Here is a 16,466-nt window from a genome sequence, read left to right on the forward strand (position 1 = left end):
GCGGTGTCGTGCGCGCGCGTCCGCGCGGGTGTGCGTCAGATCACGCACTCGGCCTCGGCGTAGCGGTCGGCGGGGACCGTCTTGAGGCTCTCCACGGCCTGGGCCAGCGGGACCATGGTGATGTCCGTGCCGCGCAGGGCCGTCAGCATGCCGAACTCGCCGCGGTGGGCGGCCTCGACCGCGTGCCAGCCGAAGCGGGTCGCCAGGACGCGGTCGTACGCGGTGGGGGTGCCGCCGCGCTGGACGTGGCCCAGGATCACGGGACGGGCCTCCTTGCCGAGGCGCCGCTCCAGCTCCACGGACAGCTGGTTGGCGATCCCGGTGAACCGCTCGTGGCCGTAGATGTCGGTGCCCGCGGTCTTGAAGTCCATCGAGCCCTCGCGGGGCTTCGCGCCCTCGGCGACGACCACGATCGCGAACCGCTTGCCGGCCTCGAAGCGCTCGCCGACCCGGGCCGTCAGCTCGTCCATGTCGAAGGGGCGCTCGGGGACGACCACGGCGTGCGCGCCGGCGGCCATGCCGGAGTGCAGCGCTATCCAGCCGGTGTGACGGCCCATGACCTCGACGACCAGGACGCGCTGGTGCGACTCGGCGGTGGTCTTCAGCCGGTCGAGGGCCTCGGTGGCGACGGTCACGGCCGTGTCGAAGCCGAAGGTGACGTCGGTGGAGGCGATGTCGTTGTCGATCGTCTTGGGGACGCCGACGATCGGGAGGCCCGCCTCGGAGAGCAGGTTCGCGGCCTTGAGGGTGCCCTCGCCGCCGATCGGGATGATCGCGTCCAGTCCGAGGTCCGCCACGTGGCCGCGGGCGCGCTCGACGCCGTCGACCAGGTGCGCCGGCTGGACCCGCGAGGAGCCGAGGATGGTGCCGCCGCGGGCCAGGATGCCGCCGACCGCTTCGAGGTCGAGCTTGCGGTAGTCGCACTCCAGCAGGCCCTTCCACCCGTCGTGGAAGCCGATGACCTCGTCGCCGTGGTCGACGACGGCGCGGTGCACGACGGAACGGATGACAGCGTTCAGACCGGGGCAGTCTCCGCCGGAGGTGAGCACGCCAATGCGCATAGCCCAAAAACCTTTGCAACGTGGGCCGACTCCCGGACCACGTCGTCCGGCTGGATCCCCGCCACCCTATCGGTGCAGGGTGGCGGGGCCGAACCGGATGTCCGCACAGTGGACAACGTACGTTCGTACGAGAGGCCGCCGGCGCCGTGCGTGCCGCCTCTCCGGGCCCGTCCGGCGCGGGCCGTGCGGACCGCTACGCGGGCTGCGTGGCGGCCGCGATGCGCTCGGCGCGCAGCGCCTCGTACCAGCGGTCGTCCGTCGGCGGCAGCGCGTTCACGTCGAGGGCCAGCTTCAGGAGCAGGTCCGCGATCTGCGGGTTGCGGGCCATGACGGGGCCGTGCATGTACGTACCGAAGACGGTGTCGTTGTACGCGCCTTCGGTGCCGTCGCCGGTCCCGTTGCCGTTGCCGAACACCGTCCGCGCGAACGGCCGGGCGGTCGGGCCGAGATGGGTGATGCCCTGGTGGTTCTCGAACCCGGTCAGCTGGGGGAGGCCGAGGCGCGGGTCGATGTCGCCGAGGACGTCGCCGACGCAGCGGGCGCCCTCGCCGCGGGTCGTGGTGACGTCGAGCAGGCCGAGGCCCGGCTGCCGCTCGCCGACGTCGTTGACGAACTCGTGCCCCAGGATCTGGTATCCGGCGCAGACCGAGAAGATGATCGCGCCGTTCGAGGCGGCCCGGGACAGGCCGCCGTCCCGGAGCAGCCGCTCGGCCGCGAGCCGCTGCGGGCGGTCCTCGCCGCCGCCGATCAGGTAGATGTCGCCCGAGGTCGGCACCGGCTGGTCGCTGCGGACGTCGACGCGCTCGACGCTGAGGCCGCGCTGTTCGGCGCGGCGCTGGACGACGAGCACGTTGCCCTGGTCGCCGTAGGTGCTGAGCAGGTCCGGGTAGACCCAGACCAGGCGCAGGCTGCTGTCACTCATGCTGCAAGTCCTCTACGGGTCAGTTGCCGACGCGGCGGCGGACGTCCTGGAAGGCGGTGTAGTTGGCGATCAGCTCGATCTGCCCGGGCGGGGCCATCGTGACGGCCTCGTCCAGCGTCTCGCAGACGCGGAAGTCCACACCCGCGACCTCCAGGCGGACGGCGAGGTCCAGCCGGCGGTCGCCGATCACCATGATCGGGTGCCCGGCGAGCCGGCCGTAGTCCACGTCCCACAGCCAGGAGGTGTCCGTGCCGTCGGCGCCGCGGGCGTTGACGGAGAGGATCACCGGGGCCGGCGGTCCGTCGATGAGCGAGAACGTCTCCAGCCAGCCGGCCGGGTTCTTGGCGAGCAGCAGGCGCAGCTCACGGCCCTGGAAGGACACCACGTCGTAGCGTCCGGCGACGGCCTGCACCGCGTACATGCGCTCCAGGGCGACCTGCGGCGGCACCCCGAAGACGGCGGCGACGGCGGCCGAGGTCGCGGCGTTCGCCTTGTTGGCGCGGCCGGGCAGCTGGAGCCGGATCGGCCACGCGGAGCCGTGCGGGTCGAGCACGTGGTCGCCGCTGAGCGCCCAGCTCGGGGCGGGGCGGCGGAAGCCGCACTCGCCGCAGAACCAGTCGTCGCCCGGGCGCTGCATCACACCGCCGCAGGCGGGGCACGACCAGGCGTCGTCCTTCCACTCCTGGCCGGCGGCGACCCACACCACGTTCGGCGAGGAGGAGGCGGCCCACACGATGAGCGGGTCGTCGGCGTTCGCGACGACGACGGCCTTCGTCCCGTTGAGGCCCTCGCGCCACTTCTCGGCGAGCATCCGGGTCTCGGCCGCGCGGTCGAGCTGGTCGCGGGAGAGGTTGAGCAGCGCGATCACCTTGGGCGTGGTGTCGCGGGCGACGCCGGCCAGGTACTTCTCGTCGACCTCGATGACGCCGTACTTGGAGTCCGAGCCGCCGGCCAGCGCCGAGGTGATGCCCGCGGGCATGTTGGCGCCGAGGGCGTTCGAGACGACCGGGCCGGCGGCGCGCAGGGCCTCCGCGATCAGCCGGGTCGTGGTGGTCTTGCCGTTCGTCGCGGACACCAGGACGACGTCCAGATGCTGGGCGAGCCGGCCGAGGAGGTCGGGGTCGAGCTTCAGCGCCACCTTGCCGCCGATCACCGATCCGCTGCCGCGCCCCGCCGCACGCGACACCGCGGCCGCGGCCCTGCCCGCCGTCACGGCCAGCTTGGCGCGCGGCGACAGCGGCTCTGGATTACCGGGGTGTCCTGACATCGTTCTTGTTCCTCCTTGCGTCGGTCCGGGCTCAGCCTATCGAGATCCGGCCAGCAGCCCGAACAGCGGCACCGTGGTGAGACACCCGAAACAGCCAGGTCACGGCGGACCGTACCCTTACGGCCATGCGAAACCGCCCCATCCCCGGCAGTTCCGGCCTGGTCCGAGCGATGACTCTGCTCGGCGACCCCGTCCTGCACGCGCCCTGCGCGCCCGTCACCGACTTCGGGCCCGAACTCGCCCGCCTCGTCGAGGACATGTTCGCCACGATGTACGCGGCGAACGGCGTCGGCCTGGCGGCGAACCAGGTGGGCGTCGGCCTGCGGGTCTTCGTGTACGACTGCCCGGACGACGAGGAGACCCGCCACCTGGGGCACGTCGTGAACCCGCGCCTGGTCGAGGCGGACGGCGACGTCGTGCGGGGTCCCGAGGGCTGCCTCTCCCTGCCGGGGCTCGAAGCCCCGACGCCCCGTTACGACCGCGCGGTGGTCGAGGGGGTGCGCCTGGACGGCACGCCGGTCCGGGTCGAGGGCACGGGCTTCTTCGCCCGCTGCCTCCAGCACGAGGCCGACCATCTGGACGGCGGGGTCTACGCGGACCGCGTCACGGGGTGGCGCAAGTCACGTCTGATCCGCGCGGTCCGCAAGCAGCCGTGGGGCGGCGGGGTCGGGGTGCTGGAGACCTGAGGCCCCCGCGGGGCGGCGGTACCGGAGGCCCGAGGGCCCCGCCCGCCGCGCCCCCCGGGTTCGCCGGCGGTGGCGGGAGGCCGGGCCCGGCCGGGGGCGGCGTCGCCCCCTCGCCGTCCCGTCCCGGCTAGAACCCCGGTCCGCCGGGGCGGTCGGACGCCTGGGCGAGGCGGCCCCAGAGGAGGTCGGCCAGACTGCGCACGAGTTCGGCGCGCGAGCAGGGGCGCTCGCCGAGCCACCAGTCGCCGGCCGCGTGCATCATGCCGACGATGCCGTGGCCCCAGATCCGGGCCTGGGCCTCGGCGCCGGGGCCCAGGTCGATGCGCTCGGCGATGACCTGGCCGAGATCCTCGCCCATGCGCCGGAGGAGCGGGGCGGAGTGCCGGCCGACGTCGAAACCCTGCTCGGTCTGGTGGGATTCCTCGGCGGGGTGCATGAGGAAGCGGTAGACCTGGGGCATCGCCTCGATCGAGGCGAGGTAGGTGTCGAGGGTGGATTCGACGCGGCGGCGGCGGTCGGACGGCGCGTCGAGCGCGGCCCGCAGGGCGGCGAGGAGGGCGTCCGTGTGACGGATGGCGAGCGCGCGGTAGAGGCCGCCCTTGTCGCCGAAGTGGCGGTAGAGGATCGGCTTGGTGATGCCGGCCTCCGCCGCGATCGCGTTCATGGAGGCCTTGGGGCCGTCCCGGAGCACCACCCGGTCCGCCGCCTCCAGCAGTTCGCGTCGCCGCTGCTCGGCGGGCGTCTGCTGGTCGGTGGTCCGGTGTGCGATGTCCATGTGCGTGTCTCCCCGCCCGTGCGATTCGTGAGGCTGTCGCAACGTAACACCCGGCCGGTGTCCGGTGCCGGTCGGCCGAACCGCTCCACCGCAGGTTGACAGCCCGTACCGACCGGTAACAGACTGGTGTTACCGCAAGTAACGTACTGCTGGGAGGGAATATGGGCGAGTTCACGCTCGAACTCAACGATGACCAGAAGCAGGTCCGCGACTGGCTCCACGGCTTCGCCGCCGACGTGATGCGCCCCGCGGCCGCCGAGTGGGACGAGCGTGAGGAGACTCCCTGGCCGATCATCCAGGAAGCGGCGAAGATCGGCATCTACTCGCTCGACTTCTACGCCCAGCAGTTCTTCGACCCCACCGGCCTCGGCATCCCCATGGCCATGGAGGAGCTCTTCTGGGGGGACGCCGGCATCGCGCTCTCCATCGTCGGCACCGGCCTCGCCGCCGTCGGCGTCCTCGCCAACGGCACCGAGGAGCAGATCGGCACCTGGGTCCCGCAGATGTACGGCGACGCGAACGACGTCAAGGTCGCCGCGTTCTGCTCGTCCGAGCCCGACGCCGGATCGGACGTCGCCTCGATGCGCACCCGCGCGGTCTACGACCAGGCCACCGACGAGTGGGTGCTCAACGGCACCAAGACCTGGGCCACCAACGGCGGCATCGCCAACGTCCACGTGGTCGTCGCGGTCGTCGACCCGGAGCTCGGCTCCAAGGGCCACGCCTCCTTCATCGTGCCCCCGAACACCCCCGGCCTCTCCCAGGGGCAGAAGTTCCAGAAACACGGCATCCGCGCCTCCCACACCGCCGAGGTCGTCCTGGAGGACGTCCGCGTCCCCGGCCACTGCCTCCTCGGAGGCAAGGAGAAGCTGGACGAGCGGCTGGCCCGGGCCCGCGAGAAGGCGAAGGCCGGCGGCGGCGAGCGCGTGAAGAACGCCGCCATGGCCACCTTCGAGGCCTCCCGCCCGGCGGTCGGCGCCATGGCGGTCGGCACGGCCCGCGCCGCCTACGAGGTCGCCCTCGACTACGCGCGGACCCGCGTCCAGTTCGGCCGCCCGATCATCGAGAACCAGGGCGTCGCCTTCCAGCTCGCCGACATGGCCACCCAGATCGACGCCGCCCGCCTCCTGGTCTGGCGCGCCTCCTGGATGGCGACCGCCGGCAAGCCCTTCACCGCCGCCGAGGGCTCGATGTCCAAGCTGTACGCGAGCGAGGTCGCGAAGAAGGTCACCGCCCAGGCGATCCAGATACTCGGCGGCAACGGCTACACCCGCGAGTACCCGGTGGAGCGCATGCACCGCGACGCGGCCATCTACACGATCTTCGAGGGCACCAGCGAGATCCAGCGCATGGTCATCAGCCGGGCCATCGCCAAGTAGCCGGGCCCGCACCGGATCCGGCCCGGTTCCGCACGGCGGGCGCGGCGCCGACCCCCGGTCCCCCGGAACGCTCCCGGCGGGCCGCCGGCTGCTCGTACAGTGAGGCCATCCGCCCGCGTCCGCACGCCGACGCGGCACCCGTACCCGCCCCGGCGCACCGCACCGGGGCGGGACGCCCTCCGGAGGGTCCCGTGGACGAACTGATCGCCTTCCTCACGGCGCGCTACGACGAGGAGACCGCGGCCGCGGCACGGCTCGGCGACACCGGGGAAGGCCTCCACCCGTGGGAGATCGTCCGGGAGGAGTCGGGGGACGGCGGCGGCCGCGCGTACCTGAGGGTCGCCCGGGCGCGCGTCCTGACGGAGATCCTCGCGAAGCGGCAGTTGCTCGCGGCCTCGGCCGTCACCTGCCCGCCCGCGTGCGGCCGGGACGGCGAGCACCTGTTCGGCGGGTCGTGCGCGCTCCGCTGGATGGGCCCGGTCGAGGAGGCGGACGGCCGGCGCTGGGTCCGAGACGACACCGGCGCCCGGTTCGCGGCCCCACCGGTGACGCCGGACTGGACCCTCCGCGTCCTCGCCCTGCCGTACGCGGGGCACCCGGCCTATCGCGCGGAGTGGCGACCCTAGGGGGCGTCCCGTCGATCAGGCCCGATCAGGCGCCGGACGCCGCGACCGCGACCGGCGCGGCCTCTCTAGGCGGCGAGCCCCTGGTCCGTCTGCGTCGCCTCGGCCCACGCGGCCACGAGTACCTGATAGATCCGCTGCTCGTCGGCGGTCAGTGCGCGGCGCTGCTCGCCGGCGCGCGCCCACAAGGTGCGGATGGCGTCGTTCAGGGCTTCGGGGCTCGGGGTCTCTCTGTGGCGATCGGACATGCGTACAAGGCTAGGCCCAGGGAGCGGTGAACCGTGCACCATTCGAGCGTGCGTTCCGCCACGCTCCGGCGGTCGGCGGCCCCGTTCCGGCCGTCCCGGGCGGGGCCGCGGGCCGCTCGCAGGCCGCCCCGCGGCGCCACGGGGCGGCGCGGTGGTGTCGGTCACGTGGGGTCCGACACGTCCGCCGCGAGCCCCGGCCCGCTCCGGAGGGCGCCCTCAGACCAGGCAGAACTCGTTGCCCTCGGGGTCCTGGAGGACCACCGCGTAGTAGTCCATGCCGTTCGGCTCGTCCATCGTGTACAGGATCGTCGCGCCCAGGGCCGTGAGCCGCGCCACCTCGCCGTCCACCCGCTCCCGGCGCACCGCGAGCGGAACCCCGCGGCCGCCCCCGACCTTCAGGTCCAGGTGGACGCGGTTCTTGACGGTCTTCGGCTCCGGGACGCGCTGGAACCACACCCGGGGACCGGCGCCCGCCGGGTCCACGATGGACTCCGGGAGCTCCCCGGCGTCCCCGCCCAGTTCGTCCTCGGGAACGCCGATCGACTCCCAGTACGCCCGCCAGGTGGCGTGGCCCTCCGGCGGCGGATCGGGCACGTAGCGCAGGGCCTCCAGCCAGAACGGCACCAGCCGCTGCGGGTCCGCGCAGTCGATCGTCAGTTGCAGGGTCATCTCGGGTCGCTCCATGCGGCGAGCCTCCCAGACGGCACTGACAACCGCCCGGTTCGAGCCGACCGGGCCGGATTCGGCCCGCCGTTCGAGCATCCCTACCGGTGGGTCACCCGCTGCGGGACAATCACCCGTCAGGCGACGATCGAGGGGAACGTTCATGGCCATCACCACCGGTACCGAGGCGCCCGAACTCGCGGGACTCCCGCTGCTCGGCTCCCTGTTCGACCTCAAGAACGACTCCCTGGGCACCTTCCTCCGCGCCCGCCGCGACCACGGCGACGTCGTGCGGATCTCCGCCGGCCCGCCCGGCATCCGCACCACCGTCTACGGCGTCTTCTCCGCCGCGGGCGCGCAGCAGGTCCTCGCCGGCGAGTCCGCCAACTTCCGCAAGGACAACGCCTTCTACCAGGAGGTCCGGGAGTCCTTCGGCAACGGACTGCTCACCAGCCAGGACGCGGACTACCTCCGCCAGCGCCGGCTCGTCCAGCCCCTCTTCACCCGCCGCCGCGTCGACGGCTACGCCGCCGCCGTCGCCGCGGAGACCGCCGCCCTCACCGAGGAGTGGCGGGACGCCGGCGCCGGCACCGTCGACGTCCTCCAGGCCATGACGCGCCTCTCCCTGCGCGCCGTCGCCCGCATCCTCTTCGGCACCGACGTCGACGCGGCCGTCGAGATCGTCGAGGACAACTTCCCCGACGTCGGCGCGTACGTCCTGCGCCGCGGCTACTCCCCGCTCAACGTCCCCCGCGACTGGCCCACCCCGGGCAACCGCCGCGCCGCCACCGTCCACCGGGCGCTCTACGAGGTCTGCGACCGCATCATCGCCGAGCGCCGGAGCTCCGGCGGGGCCCCCGGGGACGGACAGGACCTGCTGACCCTCCTCGTCGAGGCCGAGAGCGCCGAGGACGGCAGCTTCGACGCGACCGAACTGCGCGAGCAGGTCCTCGTCTTCCTGCTCGCCGGCCACGAGACCACCGCCACCTCGCTCGGCTTCGCCCTCCACCTGCTCGCCCTCCACCCGGAGGAGCGGAAGCGGGCCCACGAGGAGGTCGACCGCGTGCTGGCCGGCCGCACCCCCGGCGCCGGGGACCTCGACGCGCTGCCGTACGTCACCCGGGTCCTGAAGGAGGCCATGCGGCTCTTCCCGGCCGCCCCGGTCATCGGCCGCCGGGCCGTCGAGGCCACCGTGGTCGGCGGCGTCGCGATCCCGGCGGGCGCGGACGTCATCGTCGCCCCCTGGGTCACCCACCGGCACCCGGACTACTGGGAGGACGCGGAGCGCTTCGACCCCGACCGCTTCACGCCCGAGGCGGAGGCCGCCCGCCCCCGCTACGCCTGGTTCCCCTTCGGCGGGGGCCCGCGGGCCTGCATCGGCCAGCACTTCTCGATGCTGGAGTCGGTGATCGCCCTGGCGATGATCCTCCAGCGCCACGACCTGGAGGCCGTCGACACGGTGGTCCCCGTGGCCCCCGCCATCACCCTCCAGGCAGCGGGCCCGGCCCGCTGCCGCCTCACGCCGAGGCGGCCGTGACGGGTGCCGCAGGGGCTGGAAGGTCCCTCGCACCGGCCGCCGCTCGGCCGTGGGGCCCTCCCCGGTTCAGTCCCTGAGGCGGCCGCCCAGGTGGAGGGCGCGCAGGGCCGCTTCCAGGGCGAAGCGGTGGTCGGGGTCCAGGAGGCGGTCGCCGAAGTGGCTGTCCAGGTTCCGCAGCCGGTAGCGGACCGTCTGGGCGTGGACGCCGAGGAGTTCGCCGACCTGTTCGGCGGGCGCCCGGGTGGAGACGTGGACCCGCAGGGTCTCGATCAGCCGGTCGCGCCGGGTCCCGGACAGCTCGTCGAGCGGGGCGAGTTCGCGGCGGGCCAGCTGGTCCACCAGGGCCGTGTCCGCGAGCAGCCACAACGTTGTCAGGTGCTCCTCGCAGTGCACCAGCGGCGCGTCGGCGATCACGCCGTCGTCGATGAGCTGGAGGACCCGGCGGGCCCAGCGGAGGGAGTGGGCGGCCTGCGCCGGCGGCACCGTCAGGCCGACGACGGCCGACGTGCCGGCCAGGGCGGAGCCGAGCATCGCGAGGCGGTCGGCGGTGAGCGGGCCGGGGATCAGCAGGTACGGCTGGGGGAGGCTGAGGTCGGCGAGGACGTCCCGGTCCAGCCCCGCCTGGACGAGCTCGGCGAGCGGCGGCCGCAGGGCGACCAGCGTGCACTCGGCGGGGAGCTCCCAGGAGGCGTCCCGGCACAGTTCGGCGATCGTCGCGCGGGGCAGCGGCGGGCCGGCGACGACCAGGTGGAGTAACTGTCTTCGCAGTGCGGCCACATCGGACACCGCGCGGGTCTGCACCATGACGTAGCCCTCGCGCGACAGGGCCTCCAGCTCGTCGACGTACGCGAAGAGGGCGTCGGCGAAGGCGAGGATGAGGGTGGGGGAGAGGTTGTACGTCCGGCCGATGATCTTCGCCCGGCGCAGGGCGACGCGCGCGCCGAGGCGGTAGGCGCCCAGTAAGGTGTCGAGGTCGCGGCCCTCGTAGGCCTCCACCCGGCCGAACTTGCGGAGCAGTTCGTCACGGAGGGCCGAATTGGTGCCGGGGTCGGCCACCCGTTCCACGAAGGCGGCGAGCGCCTGCTCGACGCCCTGGCGGATCGCGTCCGAGTGCGGCCCGTTGAAGAGGTGGGCGTACACGGGGTAGGTCCGCTGGACCTCCATGCCGATCTCCTTGATGAGGCCGGGTATCTCCGGCCTCATCAGGGCGGCGAACTCCCTGGGGAGCGGTTCGAGCGGTTCACCGATGTCCGGCGACTGGGTGATTGCGGGCATGAACCGATCCCTTGCTCTCCTACGCGACCGGTGGGGGAGCGACGGTGCGGAGCCCAGCCTGGCGTGGTGGGCGCCGCCTTGGTCGTCAGGTGCGTACCAACGTGATCTGCTGAAGCTAGGTCACCTGCTTTGTGCTGTACACACGTTGCGCAAGAGTTGGCGTGCCTGAGGGGTACGCGCTTACCTAGTAGGCCGGGAATCGACCCTGGATGGCTGTTACCGCACGGCCGAGTGCCAGTTCCGGGAGAGGGCCTTGCCGGCGTCGGGGGCGGCGAGACCGGGGGCGAAGAGGCCCGTGAGGTGGGTCTGGGTGTTGTTGAGGGTGAGGCTGTTCTTGCCAGCGGCGGAGGGCAGTCCGGTCTTCAGGTTGACGGCGGCGTCGATCACTCCGAACCAGCCGAGGCCGCAGCCGCTGGCGCCGGGGACGGCGAAGGTCTTGTCGCTCTGGGTGGAGCCGAGGATGTTGAGGCGGCTCATGTCGCCCTCCTCGTTCGGGGAGCCGTCGCCGTTGAAGCGCTCGACGCCGAAGTCGGGCGAGGTGAGGTTGCTCGGGCGCAGGATGATCGGGTTGGCCTTCGTCCCGATGTAGCAGTTGCTCCCGAGGAACGGGTTCTCCAGGCGGATGCGGACCGGGATGGACACGATCGGCTTGTCGGTGAGGACGCCCGCGATCTGGTCGAAGTCCGAGGGCGTGCCGACCGACTCCATGGTGGCGGTGATCTTGTTGAGCTTGGCGTCCGTGAGCTGGCGGCAGATGTCGGTGATGAACGGGATGTCGCTGGGACACATCAGACCGAGGAGGCCGCCGGGGACGTTGGCCGGTGCGGCGATCAGCGCGCCGCCGGCCGGGGCCGCGACGGTGCTGGTGCCGTCGGCGTTCTGGACGACGCCGATCTGCAGGTTGGTGCTGCCGGTCGGCACGGTGGTGTTGCCCAGCTTGATGGAGCCGCTGACGGAGTACGACACGACGCACTGCGGCGAGGTGTCGAGCCCGTCGGACGCCAGCATGGCCGCCGCGTCGACGGGGCAGCGGTTGGACGGCCCCCAACTGCCGTTCAGCTGCGGGGCGGCGGCCGTCGCCGAGCCGATGGAGGCGAAGGCGCCGAGCGCGGTCAGGGCGGCGAGGGTGGCGAGACGGGTCCGGGAGGAGACGAGGGGCATGGCGATGCCTTTCGTTGAGGGGGTGCGGGGCGGGGTGGGGCGGGCGGTGCGGCGGGGTTCGGGGGCGACGGCCCGGGGGTGGCCCGGGCCGCGGTCTCAGCGCTCGGGCTTGGGGACCACGTACGGCTGGCGGTCCGCCGTGCACTGGCCCTCGGTGGGCACCTCCACGCCCACCGCGCAGGTCTGGCCCTGGATCTGGCGGATGTGGTTGCCGGGCCCGGAGATGGCGGCGGTGAGGAGCCGGTCGAGGTTCTCGCCGCCGGCGCCGCAGCCCTTGAACGCGGGGACCGTCACCTCGCCGGTGAGCGGCCCGCCGCTGGTGAGGACGTAGCCGGTGGCGTCGGTGCCGTTGAGCAGCTGGCCCTTGCCGAGCAGGACCAGGTGGTCGCCGGGGTACTTGTCGGGCTGGGGTTCGGGCGAGGCGAGCGGGGTGGCCGTTCGGCAGTCGGGACCGACGTCCAGCGGGGTGCCGTTGACCTCGACGTCGAGCACGCGCAGCACGAGGGGCACCCGGATGTAGGTCTCCGCGATGTTGTCGGGGAAGACCAGGAGGACGTCCGACTCGACGACGAGCGGGCCCGCCTGCTCCAGCACCAGGGTCGCGGTGGTGGGCGCGAAGCCGAAGGTCAGGAAGGTGGACGTGAAGGGCGGGGACTGCTTGCGCCCCTGGTAGAGGAGCGAGCCCTCCGACTTCTGGAGCAGGTGCAGGGTGCCGTCCGGACGGAAGTCGATCACCGGCTCGCCCTGTTCGAGCTGGACGCAGGAGACCGGGATGAGCGAGGCCCCGTCGAGCTTGCGCACGTTGGAGTAGCCGGTGATGTACGCGGAGAGCGAGGTGGACGTCGGCTTCTCGGTGACGCAGGGCGGCGCCTTCGGCCGGACGGCGGGGGCGCCGGGCGGGTCCTCGGTGGCCACCCGGGGCCCCTTGCCGGGGACCGCGGGGGACGCCGGGTCCGGTGCCCCGGTCGTCCCGCGCGCCGTCTCCCGGCCGGCCGGGGCCCCCGTCTGTCCGGGGGGTGCGGCGGAGGGCCGGGCCGGGACGGAGGGCGGGGCCGGGGAGGGGACCGTCGGGGGCGTGCTCGGCGCGCCGGGGCTCGGGGTGGCGCTGGAGCCCGGCGCGACGGGGATGGAGGCGAGCAGCGTCCGGTCCTCCGCGTCGGGCCCGGGGACGCAGCTGACCGCGAGGGACGCCGGACCGGTCGGCGTGCCGTCGGCCTTGCTCGGGGCCAGGCCGACGGTGAGGTTCCCGGCGCGGAGGGTGAGCTCGCCGGCGGTGTCCGTCGTGAGGGCGGGGACGTCGCCGGTGCCGGTGAGGACGAGCGGTCCGTCGCCGGGGACGGGGGTGGGCGGGGCCGTGCCGAGCCAGCCGACCTCGGTGCTGCCGCCGTTCTGGCCCACGCCGACCGTGAGCGCCGTCTCCGCCCGTACGGTGGCTGCTTCGAGGGCCGTGAGTTCGGCCGCGACCGCGGCCGGGAGTTCCAGCGTCGTGCTGACGTCGGCCGCCTCGATCGTCCCGCCGACGGACACCCGGTCGGGCAGGGTCGCCCTGATCCGCACCGTCGCCGGCTGCGGGCCCGAGGGCAGGGTGCAGAGGTAGGGGAGCCGGGTGTCGACCTCCTGCGGACCCAGGGCCACGGCCGCCGCGGGGAGGAGGGGGGCGAGTGCCACCAGTGCGGCGATCGCCGCGCCGCGCGTCTGGGCGCGGCCGGGCCGCAGGGCGGCTCGCTGGCCTCTCATCTGGTGCTCCGCTCGGATAGTGCGCGCGGGCGTCGGGTGCGCGGGCGCGAAGGGAGGGAAGTCCGTCGGGGGCGCGGACGGCCCTCGTCCGCCCGGCCGGGGTCGCCGGCCGGGCGGACGAGGGCTCGCACTGCTTACGGGTTGGAGCCGACGATCGTCGGGATGGTGGTCGTGTTGGCCACCTTGACGAGGTAGTCGCCCTTGAAGAGCGGCTTGGCGCCGACCGGGACGGCGGAGCCGCAGTTGGTCGAGGAGACGACGGTGAGCTCGCCGGTGACGCTGTTGACCGCCAGCTTGCCGGTCGAGTTGGTGTACGTGCCGGAGGCCTTGCCCGTCACGCGGAAGACGCAGGCGCCGACCGTCACCTTGGCGTCGACGTTGCCGACGTAGCCCTTGGTGACCCCGGTCGCGGCCGTGTAGTCCTGCGCCACCACGGTCCACGGGGTGGTCGCGACGGTGGTCACGTTGCCCAGGACGCTGGTGCAGGGCGCGCCGGTGGCGCCGAAGGCGATGGCGCTGATGGAGGCGACGGTCGCCGGGTTGCCGGTGGCGCTCGCCATGGTGCCCGAGGCCTTCGAGTTCGTACACGTCATCGCGATGCCGTTGACGCTGAGGACGACGTTGCCGCTGTTGGTCGCGGTGAAGCTGGCGGGCGTCGGGTTGACGGTCCAGACCGTCGACGGCACGGCCGAGGCGGGGGCGGCGGCGAGGGCGAACGCGGCGGTGGCCGCCCCGGCGACGACGGCGAGGTTTCTGATCTGCTTCTTCATGGGTCCCGGACTCTCCTTGTGGATTGACCAGCTGAGGGTGCGACCGCGGTGGGGGGAGCGGCCGGCGGCCCGGTATTTCTCGGCCGCGAAACCTGACGTTACTTGCGAGAAACTTAGCTGAACAATGGCGCAGTCCATGATTCTTTTGAGAAGGCTATTCGCCTGTCAAGCGGGTGAGCGGTGGCCGGAATCGCCTTGGTTCCGGGGTGCGTAATGTCGACAATTCTGATCGATCAGGGATGGCTGGAATCAGCAGTGCTCTCCCCGGTGACAAGCGGGGAATGGGAATTGTCTCCCGAATGACAAACACGGGCCCGCTCCTCACCTGTCGCCGAAAACTCCGGATCCGGTATTGCCGGAGGAGGTTACTCGGCCGTAACGTTCCCGGGGCGGCGAACGGAGCCGCAGGTCGGCACAGTCATGTGTCTCCCCGCAGACAAAGAACGACAAGGACTTTGTCTCCGTGGTGACAAAGAGCGGAGCGGATCAAGGATTTTGCGCCACGCCTCTTGTCCAAGTGATCCGCACCGACTTAACGTGCGCCCGCGGCGCACCCCCGACGCACGCTTGCTGGAGGTGGGATGGGAATCGAAGTAGTCGTTGAGGGTCTGACCATGTCCTTCGGCAAGCAGAATATCTGGCAGGACGTGACCCTGACCTTGCCGGCCGGAGAGGTGAGCGTGATGCTCGGCCCCTCCGGTACCGGGAAGACGGTCTTCCTGAAATCACTCATCGGGCTTCTCAAACCCCAGCGGGGCCGCGTTCTCATCAATGGCGTCGACATGGTGAGCAGCCCGGAACGGGACATCTACGAGACCCGGAAACTCTTCGGCCTCATGTTCCAGGACGGCGCCCTCTTCGGCTCCATGACCCTCTTCGACAACATCGCCTTCCCGCTGCGCGAGCACACCCGCAAGCGGGAGTCCGAGATCCGTCGCATCGTGATGGAGCGGATCGAACTCGTCGGCCTGCTGGGCGCGGAGGGGAAGCTCCCCGGCGAGATCAGCGGCGGCATGCGCAAGCGGGCCGGCCTGGCGAGGGCCCTCGTGCTCGACCCGCAGATCGTGCTCTGCGACGAGCCGGACTCCGGGCTCGACCCCGTCCGCACCGCCTACCTCTCGCAGCTGCTCATCGACCTCAACGCCCGCATCGACGCGACGATGCTGATCGTCACCCACAACCTGGACATCGCCGCCACGGTCCCCGACAACATGGGGATGTTCTTCCGGCGCAACCTCGTCACCTTCGGCCCCCGCGAGGTCCTCCTCACCAGCGAGGAACCGGTCGTCACCCAGTTCCTGGCCGGCCGCCGCGAAGGACCGATCGGCATGTCCGAGGAGAAGGACGCGGCCCTCCTCGCCGCCGAACTCGACGGCACCGCCGGCCGGCCCGCGGCGCCCCGCGCCATCGTCCCCCAGCTCGAACCGTCCCCCGGCCTCCCGCCGCGCGCCGCCGTGGGCCGCCGCCGGGAACGCGTCCTCGGCATGCTCGACCGACTGCCGCCCGCCGCCCAGGCCGCCATCCGCGACACCTACGCCAGGGACGACACGGTGTACACCCTGCCCAAGCGGGAGCGGATCACCGGGAGCGGCTCGTGATCACCGGCGCGCTGCGGCAGACCGGCCGGCTCTTCGCCCTCGCCGCCGAGGTCACCAGGGCCGTCTTCCGACGCCCCTTCCAGTTCCGCGAGTTCGTCGAGCAGTTCTGGTTCGTCGCCAGCGTCACCATCCTGCCCGCCGCGCTCGTCTCCATCCCGTTCGGCGCCGTGATCGCCCTCCAGGTCGGCTCGCTCACCCAGCAGCTGGGCGCCCAGTCGTTCACCGGCGGCGCCAGCGTCCTCGCCGTCATCCAGCAGGCGAGCCCCCTCATCGTCGCCCTCCTGATCGCCGGCGCCGGCGGCTCCGCCATCTGCGCCGACCTCGGCTCCCGCAAGATCCGCGAGGAGCTCGACGCGATGGAGGTCATGGGCGTCTCGCCCGTACAGCGGCTGGTCGTCCCCCGCGTCCTCGCCACCATGGCCGTCGCCGTCCTGCTCAACGGGATGGTCTCCGTCGTCGGCACGCTCGGCGGCTACTTCTTCAACATCATCCTCCAGGGCGGCACCCCCGGCGCCTACCTCTCCAGCTTCTCCGCCCTCGCCCAGCTCCCCGACCTCTACATCAGCGAACTCAAGGCGCTCATCTTCGGGTTCATCGCCGGCATCGTCGCCGCCTACCGGGGCCTCAACCCCCGCGGCGGCCCCAAGGGGGTCGGCGACGCCGTCAACCAGTCCGTCGTCATCACCTTCATGCTGCTGTTCTTCGTGAACATGGTGCTGACGGGCATCTACCTGCAGATCGTCCCGCCGAAGGGAGGCTGAGAC

The 16,466-nt window shown here is 72.5% G+C and carries 16 protein-coding genes; 6 read left to right on the forward strand and 10 right to left on the reverse strand.

Annotation, left to right across the window (positions count from 1 at the left end):
* Nucleotides 1-35 precede the first annotated feature (35 nt).
* The 3 genes from ACY0MR_RS30945 to ACY0MR_RS30955 all read right to left on the reverse strand — a co-directional run bounded on the left by ACY0MR_RS30945 (nucleotide 36) and on the right by ACY0MR_RS30955 (nucleotide 3,250).
* On the reverse strand, nucleotides 36-1,061 hold the full coding sequence (locus tag ACY0MR_RS30945; RefSeq protein ID WP_361860094.1) for a 6-phosphofructokinase: 1,026 nt from the start codon (nucleotides 1,059-1,061) through the stop codon (nucleotides 36-38).
* Nucleotides 1,062-1,254: 193 nt separating this feature from the next.
* Nucleotides 1,255-1,983, reverse strand: a complete 729-nt coding sequence (locus ACY0MR_RS30950; protein ID WP_361860097.1) for a type 1 glutamine amidotransferase — start codon at nucleotides 1,981-1,983, stop codon at nucleotides 1,255-1,257.
* A 19-nt stretch (nucleotides 1,984-2,002) separates the two neighbouring features.
* Nucleotides 2,003-3,250: a Mur ligase family protein gene (locus tag ACY0MR_RS30955; protein ID WP_388805131.1), complete on the reverse strand. Its 1,248-nt coding sequence runs from the start codon at nucleotides 3,248-3,250 to the stop codon at nucleotides 2,003-2,005.
* A gap of 125 nt (nucleotides 3,251-3,375) precedes the next feature.
* On the opposite strand from ACY0MR_RS30955, the gene def reads away from it, so the two are divergent.
* Complete coding sequence (gene def / locus ACY0MR_RS30960; protein WP_392862667.1) at nucleotides 3,376-3,936, forward strand: peptide deformylase; 561 nt, start codon at nucleotides 3,376-3,378, stop codon at nucleotides 3,934-3,936.
* Nucleotides 3,937-4,063: 127 nt separating this feature from the next.
* Here the strand turns inward: def and ACY0MR_RS30965 are convergent, their stop codons facing one another.
* The gene (locus tag ACY0MR_RS30965; protein ID WP_473556588.1) at nucleotides 4,064-4,711 is read right to left on the reverse strand and encodes a TetR/AcrR family transcriptional regulator; all 648 of its coding nucleotides are present in this window, start codon (nucleotides 4,709-4,711) and stop codon (nucleotides 4,064-4,066) included.
* Between the two features lie 161 nt (nucleotides 4,712-4,872).
* On the opposite strand from ACY0MR_RS30965, the gene ACY0MR_RS30970 reads away from it, so the two are divergent.
* Nucleotides 4,873-6,090 (forward strand): acyl-CoA dehydrogenase family protein, encoded by a 1,218-nt coding sequence (locus ACY0MR_RS30970; RefSeq protein WP_392044079.1) that lies wholly within the window; start codon nucleotides 4,873-4,875, stop codon nucleotides 6,088-6,090.
* 191 nt (nucleotides 6,091-6,281) lie between these two features.
* Nucleotides 6,282-6,716: a DUF6221 family protein gene (locus ACY0MR_RS30975; RefSeq protein WP_404086165.1), complete on the forward strand. Its 435-nt coding sequence runs from the start codon at nucleotides 6,282-6,284 to the stop codon at nucleotides 6,714-6,716.
* Nucleotides 6,717-6,781: 65 nt separating this feature from the next.
* On the opposite strand, the gene ACY0MR_RS30980 is transcribed toward ACY0MR_RS30975, so the two are convergent.
* Nucleotides 6,782-6,961: a hypothetical protein gene (locus ACY0MR_RS30980; RefSeq protein WP_361860112.1), complete on the reverse strand. Its 180-nt coding sequence runs from the start codon at nucleotides 6,959-6,961 to the stop codon at nucleotides 6,782-6,784.
* Nucleotides 6,962-7,177: 216 nt separating this feature from the next.
* Entirely contained in the window at nucleotides 7,178-7,645 is a 468-nt protein-coding gene (locus tag ACY0MR_RS30985; RefSeq protein ID WP_361855731.1) for a VOC family protein, read from the reverse strand.
* 142 nt (nucleotides 7,646-7,787) lie between these two features.
* On the opposite strand from ACY0MR_RS30985, the gene ACY0MR_RS30990 reads away from it, so the two are divergent.
* Complete coding sequence (locus ACY0MR_RS30990; RefSeq protein ID WP_392862665.1) at nucleotides 7,788-9,161, forward strand: cytochrome P450; 1,374 nt, start codon at nucleotides 7,788-7,790, stop codon at nucleotides 9,159-9,161.
* A 66-nt stretch (nucleotides 9,162-9,227) separates the two neighbouring features.
* On the opposite strand, the gene ACY0MR_RS30995 is transcribed toward ACY0MR_RS30990, so the two are convergent.
* The 4 genes from ACY0MR_RS30995 to ACY0MR_RS31010 all read right to left on the reverse strand — a co-directional run bounded on the left by ACY0MR_RS30995 (nucleotide 9,228) and on the right by ACY0MR_RS31010 (nucleotide 14,104).
* Nucleotides 9,228-10,436, reverse strand: a complete 1,209-nt coding sequence (locus ACY0MR_RS30995) for a PucR-like N-terminal domain-containing protein (RefSeq protein WP_473556592.1) — start codon at nucleotides 10,434-10,436, stop codon at nucleotides 9,228-9,230.
* A gap of 216 nt (nucleotides 10,437-10,652) precedes the next feature.
* Complete coding sequence (locus ACY0MR_RS31000) at nucleotides 10,653-11,597, reverse strand: hypothetical protein (protein WP_388804819.1); 945 nt, start codon at nucleotides 11,595-11,597, stop codon at nucleotides 10,653-10,655.
* A gap of 96 nt (nucleotides 11,598-11,693) precedes the next feature.
* Nucleotides 11,694-13,334 (reverse strand): DUF6801 domain-containing protein, encoded by a 1,641-nt coding sequence (locus ACY0MR_RS31005; protein WP_473556594.1) that lies wholly within the window; start codon nucleotides 13,332-13,334, stop codon nucleotides 11,694-11,696.
* A 134-nt stretch (nucleotides 13,335-13,468) separates the two neighbouring features.
* Complete coding sequence (locus ACY0MR_RS31010) at nucleotides 13,469-14,104, reverse strand: hypothetical protein (RefSeq protein ID WP_361855746.1); 636 nt, start codon at nucleotides 14,102-14,104, stop codon at nucleotides 13,469-13,471.
* Nucleotides 14,105-14,685: 581 nt separating this feature from the next.
* Here ACY0MR_RS31010 and ACY0MR_RS31015 point away from each other — a divergent pair.
* Nucleotides 14,686-15,702 (forward strand): ABC transporter ATP-binding protein, encoded by a 1,017-nt coding sequence (locus ACY0MR_RS31015; protein ID WP_361855749.1) that lies wholly within the window; start codon nucleotides 14,686-14,688, stop codon nucleotides 15,700-15,702.
* A complete protein-coding gene (locus ACY0MR_RS31020) occupies nucleotides 15,699-16,463 on the forward strand; it encodes an MlaE family ABC transporter permease (RefSeq protein WP_030316734.1) in 765 nt (254 codons plus the stop codon). The genes ACY0MR_RS31015 and ACY0MR_RS31020 overlap by 4 nt, the downstream gene beginning before the upstream one ends.
* The last annotated feature ends 3 nt before the right edge of the window (nucleotides 16,464-16,466 follow it).

The organism is Streptomyces sp. JN8, from assembly GCF_055808075.1.

Bases quoted from the DNA above. Each gene is read 5' to 3' on its own strand.
- ACY0MR_RS30945 (WP_361860094.1), bottom strand. From the start codon at position 1,061: ATGCGCATTGGCGTGCTCACCTCCGGCGGAGACTGCCCCGGTCTGAAC.
- ACY0MR_RS30950 (WP_361860097.1), bottom strand. From the start codon at position 1,983: ATGAGTGACAGCAGCCTGCGCCTGGTCTGGGTCTACCCGGACCTGCTC.
- ACY0MR_RS30955 (WP_388805131.1), bottom strand. From the start codon at position 3,250: ATGTCAGGACACCCCGGTAATCCAGAGCCGCTGTCGCCGCGCGCCAAG.
- def (WP_392862667.1), top strand. From the start codon at position 3,376: ATGCGAAACCGCCCCATCCCCGGCAGTTCCGGCCTGGTCCGAGCGATG.
- ACY0MR_RS30965 (WP_473556588.1), bottom strand. From the start codon at position 4,711: ATGGACATCGCACACCGGACCACCGACCAGCAGACGCCCGCCGAGCAG.
- ACY0MR_RS30970 (WP_392044079.1), top strand. From the start codon at position 4,873: ATGGGCGAGTTCACGCTCGAACTCAACGATGACCAGAAGCAGGTCCGC.
- ACY0MR_RS30980 (WP_361860112.1), bottom strand. From the start codon at position 6,961: ATGTCCGATCGCCACAGAGAGACCCCGAGCCCCGAAGCCCTGAACGAC.
- ACY0MR_RS30985 (WP_361855731.1), bottom strand. From the start codon at position 7,645: ATGGAGCGACCCGAGATGACCCTGCAACTGACGATCGACTGCGCGGAC.
- ACY0MR_RS30990 (WP_392862665.1), top strand. From the start codon at position 7,788: ATGGCCATCACCACCGGTACCGAGGCGCCCGAACTCGCGGGACTCCCG.
- ACY0MR_RS30995 (WP_473556592.1), bottom strand. From the start codon at position 10,436: ATGCCCGCAATCACCCAGTCGCCGGACATCGGTGAACCGCTCGAACCG.
- ACY0MR_RS31000 (WP_388804819.1), bottom strand. From the start codon at position 11,597: ATGCCCCTCGTCTCCTCCCGGACCCGTCTCGCCACCCTCGCCGCCCTG.
- ACY0MR_RS31005 (WP_473556594.1), bottom strand. From the start codon at position 13,334: ATGAGAGGCCAGCGAGCCGCCCTGCGGCCCGGCCGCGCCCAGACGCGC.
- ACY0MR_RS31010 (WP_361855746.1), bottom strand. From the start codon at position 14,104: ATGAAGAAGCAGATCAGAAACCTCGCCGTCGTCGCCGGGGCGGCCACC.
- ACY0MR_RS31015 (WP_361855749.1), top strand. From the start codon at position 14,686: ATGGGAATCGAAGTAGTCGTTGAGGGTCTGACCATGTCCTTCGGCAAG.